The organism is Oscillibacter sp. CAG:155, from assembly GCA_000436875.1.
Taxonomy (GTDB): domain Bacteria; phylum Bacillota; class Clostridia; order Oscillospirales; family Oscillospiraceae; genus Oscillibacter.
In genome coordinates this window covers 1-4,502 of the sequence record FR890944.1, presented here as the reverse complement: position 1 = coordinate 4,502, position 4,502 = coordinate 1, and the positions used below count along the sequence as shown (strand labels likewise).

The 4,502-nt window shown below is 65.0% G+C and carries 5 protein-coding genes; 3 read left to right on the top strand and 2 right to left on the bottom strand.

Going from position 1 to position 4,502, the window contains the following annotated elements; translation table 11 throughout:
* Together QZL67_RS08815 and QZL67_RS08810 are read right to left on the bottom strand one after the other, a co-directional pair.
* Positions 1–98: zf-HC2 domain-containing protein (locus QZL67_RS08815; RefSeq protein ID WP_292920190.1), on the bottom strand; the 98-nt coding region annotated here is incomplete at its 3' end.
* Positions 95–565 carry an RNA polymerase sigma factor gene (locus tag QZL67_RS08810; RefSeq protein WP_022290359.1) on the bottom strand — a complete coding sequence of 157 codons (471 nt, stop codon included), beginning with the start codon at positions 563–565 and terminating at the stop codon, positions 95–97. The genes QZL67_RS08810 and QZL67_RS08815, both read right to left, overlap by 4 nt.
* 114 nt (positions 566–679) lie before the next feature.
* On the opposite strand from QZL67_RS08810, the gene recG reads away from it, so the two are divergent.
* From recG to QZL67_RS08795, 3 genes are all read left to right on the top strand, one after another.
* Entirely contained in the window at positions 680–2,749 is a 2,070-nt protein-coding gene (gene recG / locus QZL67_RS08805; RefSeq protein WP_292920180.1) for an ATP-dependent DNA helicase RecG, read from the top strand.
* Positions 2,750–2,847: 98 nt separating this feature from the next.
* Positions 2,848–3,315, top strand: coding sequence for an RNA polymerase sigma factor (locus QZL67_RS08800; protein ID WP_022290357.1), 468 nt, complete (start codon positions 2,848–2,850; stop codon positions 3,313–3,315).
* Positions 3,312–4,454 (top strand): hypothetical protein, encoded by a 1,143-nt coding sequence (locus QZL67_RS08795; protein ID WP_022290356.1) that lies wholly within the window; start codon positions 3,312–3,314, stop codon positions 4,452–4,454. Before QZL67_RS08800 ends, QZL67_RS08795 begins: the two co-directional genes overlap by 4 nt.
* Positions 4,455–4,502 lie beyond the last annotated feature (48 nt).

The window sequence follows — 4,502 nt, the reverse complement described above, 5'->3', positions numbered from 1 at the left end:
CAGGTTTTCAGATGCGCCTCCACCTCCGCCCGGCTCTCCGGTGAACACACGCCGTCGTGATAGAGGGGCAGCAAATCCAGAATGATGCCACAGTTCATTTTTCCAACGCCTCCTTGAGTTTCTGCCGGGCCCGGAAGTAGGTCACCCGGGCCCAGCTCTCCGTTTTTCCGAACAGCTCCCCGATCTGGGTAAAGGGCAGCTCTCCAAAGGTCCGCAGGGAAAAGACCTCCTTGTAGGGCTCCGGCAGGCTGTGGAGCAGCACTTGAAGATGACGGGCCGTCTCCCGGTCCGCAAAGCCCTCCTCGATGCCGCCGTCCCCGGTCTCCTCCGGCGGTGCCGAGAATTTCTTCCGCTCCCGGCAGAGAGAAAGATACTGATTCCGGGCGATCTGGCACAGCCACACCCGCACCTGGCACTCCCCCCGGAAGCTGTCAATGGCGGTGAGGGCCCGGACAAAGGTCTCCTGGGTCACCTCCTCCGCTGTGTGGGCATCCCGGCTCAGCGCCAGGGCATAGCGGTAAACATCGGCAAAATACGACCGATAGATCTCTTCAAAATCCGGCACTTTCTCACCTCCCTGCATGGATAGGACGCGCCCGCCCCCCATCCGTTACAGCGTCTTTGCAAAAAACCGCGTTGTTTTTCCGCTGCGGGTATTATATAATGGAACAAACGTACTGTGCAAGAAAGGAGGCGCTCCATGGCGGACCTGACCACCAGTGTGCAGTTCATCAAGGGCATCGGCCCCCAGAAGGCCAAGGCCCTGGAGAAGCTGGGCATTCTCACTCTGCGGGACCTGATCGGCTATTTTCCCCGGCGCTACGAGGACCGGAGGGAGACCCGGCGCATCGCCCAGCTCCAGGACGGCGAGAGCGCCTGCGTGGCGGCCATGATCGCCTCGCCTCCCACCGTGTCCCACATCCGCAAGGGGATGGACCTGGTGAAAGTCCGGGCGGTGGACGAGACCGGCGTGCTGGACGTCACCTTTTTCAACCAGACCTGGCTGAAAAACAGCCTGGTTCAGGGAGAGACCTACTACTTTTACGGCAAGGCGGAGGGCACCGCCCGGCGGCGGCAGATGGCTTCCCCTGTGGTGGAGGCGGAGGGACGGCAGGAGCGCACCGGCCGCATCGTCCCCGTCTATCCCCTCACCGCCGGGGTCAGCCAGCTGGTGCTCTCCCGGTCCGTACGGCAGGGACTGGACGCCTGCGCCGACATCCTGCCCGACGCGCTCCCGGACGAGGTACGGCAGTCCCACCATCTCTGCCGCATCGAATACGCCTATGAGAACATCCACTTCCCTGAGAGCGCCGAGGCGCTGGACCTGGCCCGGCGGCGGCTGGCCTTCGAGGAGCTGTTTCTCTTCACCATCGGATTGCGGCGTCTGCGGCAGCGGCGGGAGACGGTGTCCGTGGCTCCCTTTCAAATGGTGGACATGGCCCCCTTCTACGACGCGCTGCCCTTCACCCTGACCGATGCCCAGCGGCGCTGCGTGGAGGAGGCCATCGCCGACATGGCCTCCGGCGCCCCCATGAACCGCCTGTGTCAGGGAGACGTGGGCTCCGGCAAGACCATGGTGGCCGCCGCCTGCGTGTATTTCTGTGTGAAAAACGGCCGTCAGGCGGCCCTGATGGCCCCCACGGAGATTTTGGCCCGGCAGCACTTCACCGGCCTCGCCCCTCTGCTGGAAAAACTGGGCATCCGCTGCGTGCTGCTGACCGGCTCCACCCCCGCCCGGGAGAAAAAAGCCGTCACCGCTAAGCTGGCCGCCGGGGAGGCCGACTTTGCCATCGGCACCCACGCCCTCATCTCCCAGGGGGTGGACTACCAGAATCTGGGGCTAGTGGTCACCGACGAGCAGCACCGCTTCGGCGTGGGACAGCGGGCGGCTCTGGCCGCCAAGGGCAGCCACCCCCACACCTTGGTCATGTCCGCCACCCCCATTCCCAGGACGCTGGCGCTGATCTTGTACGGGGACCTGGACGTGTCCATCATCGACCAACTGCCCCCCGGCCGCAAGCCGGTGGAGACCTTTGCCGTTTCCGGCGGCTACCGCCAGCGGGTCTACGCCTTCCTCCGCAAGCTGGTGGGAGAGGGACGACAGATCTATGTGGTGTGCCCCATGGTGTCAGAAAACGACGACCTGCCCGACGAGCGCAAGGCGGTGACGGAGTACGCCCAGACCCTCCAGCAGGAGGTGTTCCCGGACCTACGGGTGTCCTTCGTCCACGGCAAGATGAAGGCCAAGGAAAAGGATGCGGTGATGACCGCCTTCGCCGCAGGAGAGGCGGACATCCTGGTCTCCACCACCGTCATCGAGGTGGGGGTGGACGTGCCCAATGCCGCCGCCATCGTGGTGGAAAACGCGGAGCGGTTCGGCCTGAGCCAGCTCCACCAGCTCCGGGGCCGGGTGGGCCGGGGCAGCCACCAGTCCTACTGCATTCTCATCTCCGATAACCGCAATGAGGAGACCCGTCAGCGTCTGAAGGTGATGACCCGCACCACCGACGGCTTCCGCATCGCCGAGGAGGACCTGCGGCTCCGGGGACCCGGCGACTTTTTCGGCGTCCGGCAGCACGGCCTGCCGGGGCTGAAGATTGCGGACCTGGGCTGCGACACCCATCTGCTCCAGGAGGCCCAGGAGGCGGCGGACGCTCTGTTGGAGCGGGACCCGGACCTTACCGGCTGCCCTGCCACCGCCCGACGGGTGACGGAGCTCTTCACCCAGGCGGCAGACACCCTGAACTGAGCCGGTGCCGGAGAATTCCCTCCGGCACCGTTTTTTCTGCGCTGGAGCGTGACCTTTTGCCCGTTTCATTCGTAATCAAGATAGAAGGAGGTGAGGAGATGACCGATCAGGAGACGTTATTTGAGCAGGTCTATCAGACCTACGGCTCGTCGCTGTACCGGTTCTGCCTGCTGCAGATGAAAAATCCCGCCGATGCCGAGGACATTTTGCAGGAGGTCTTCTGCAAGCGGCTCTACCAAGCACCGGCCTTCTCCTCGCCGGACCACGAGCGTCGGTGGCTGTTCCGGGTGGCGCTGAACCAGTGCCGGGACGCCTGGAAACGCTCCAGCCGGTCCGAGCTGCCCCTGGAGACCGCCTCCGACGCCGTGACGCCGGAGGAGCTGGGCCTTCTGGAGCAGGTGTCGGAGCTGCCGGAAAAGGAGCGCACCGTTCTGCACCTCCACTACTGGGAGGGCTACGCCCTGCGGGAGATCGCCGCGCTGCTGGGCGTGACGGTCCCCACGGTGAAAATGCGGCTCAAGCGGGGCCGGGACGCCCTGCGGAAACGATGGGAGGGAGCGAAATGAAACTCTATCACAGCGCTATGGAACACTGCGTCCCACCGGAGGGACTGGAGGAACGGCTGCGGCAGAGAGTGCTCTCGGCGGCCCCCCAGACACAGCGAAAACACGTCTTTCGCCCCCGGGGCTATGTCCGCAAAGCGGTGCTGGCGGCAGTTCTGGCCATCATCCTCACCGTCTCCGCCGGGGCGGCGGTGCTGCTGGGCTGGGACAAGGTGTTCTCCCGGCGGTTCGGCGAGGAGGCCGCCCAGACCCCCATGGGGCAGGCGGCGCTGCAGGACGTCTTTGTCTCCAGCGTCTGCGATGACGTGACGCTGACGGTGCGGCAGGCCCTGGTCAGCGACAAGACCATCTATCTGGTGCTGGACTACCAGCTGCCGGACACGGTGGACCGGGCGTGGCTCCAGCAGATCTTCGAGGGAGAGAACTCCTGGGTGTCTCCCCCCTCGGTGTACTATTTTGCCACCGGCGAGATGACCTGGGAGGACCTCCGGGCGGCGGACCAGGCCAAGTGGGAAGCGCTGGACTGGGCAGACGACAGCGCCTGCAGCAGCTATCTCATCAGCGACAACGCCCTGTACGCCTATAGCTTCACGGGAGGCGCCTCCTACCAGACCGAAAGCCAGGGCTATGACCCGGAGACCAACACCCTCACCTATCTCCTCAGCTTCACCACGGAGTCCAAGACCCAGACCCTGACGAACCAGCCCCTGACGCTGCTGATGGGACCTCCGGCGGCAGAGAAATCCGGCAGCACTGCCACCGCCCTGGCGGATCACCCGGCCATCCTCACCTTCCAGCCGGAATGCGCCAACGCCCAGACCCTGACCGGCGAGGTGACCGGAGACCGGATGCGGGTCCGGGTGGTCCTCTCCCCCTTCTCCATGCAGGTGGAGACCTATGGGTGCGGCTTCACGGAGCCCGTGGAGCTGCTCCGCGGCACCACGCTGGTGTTCCGGTACGGCACCACCATCACCGCAGACCAGCTGACCACCTCTTTGGGCGGAGGCGCCGGCGCCAGTACCAGCGCTTCCGGTGAGAAAATGATCCACTCTGTGAACTACACCGCCTCCTTCCGGGATCTGGTGGATGTGAGCCAGGTGGACTCCGTGCGGGTGGGCGGCGTGACGGTCCCCTTGGAGTAAAGTTCGAAAAAACGCGCCAAAAGCGCCGCTCCGGCCATTCCGGAGCGG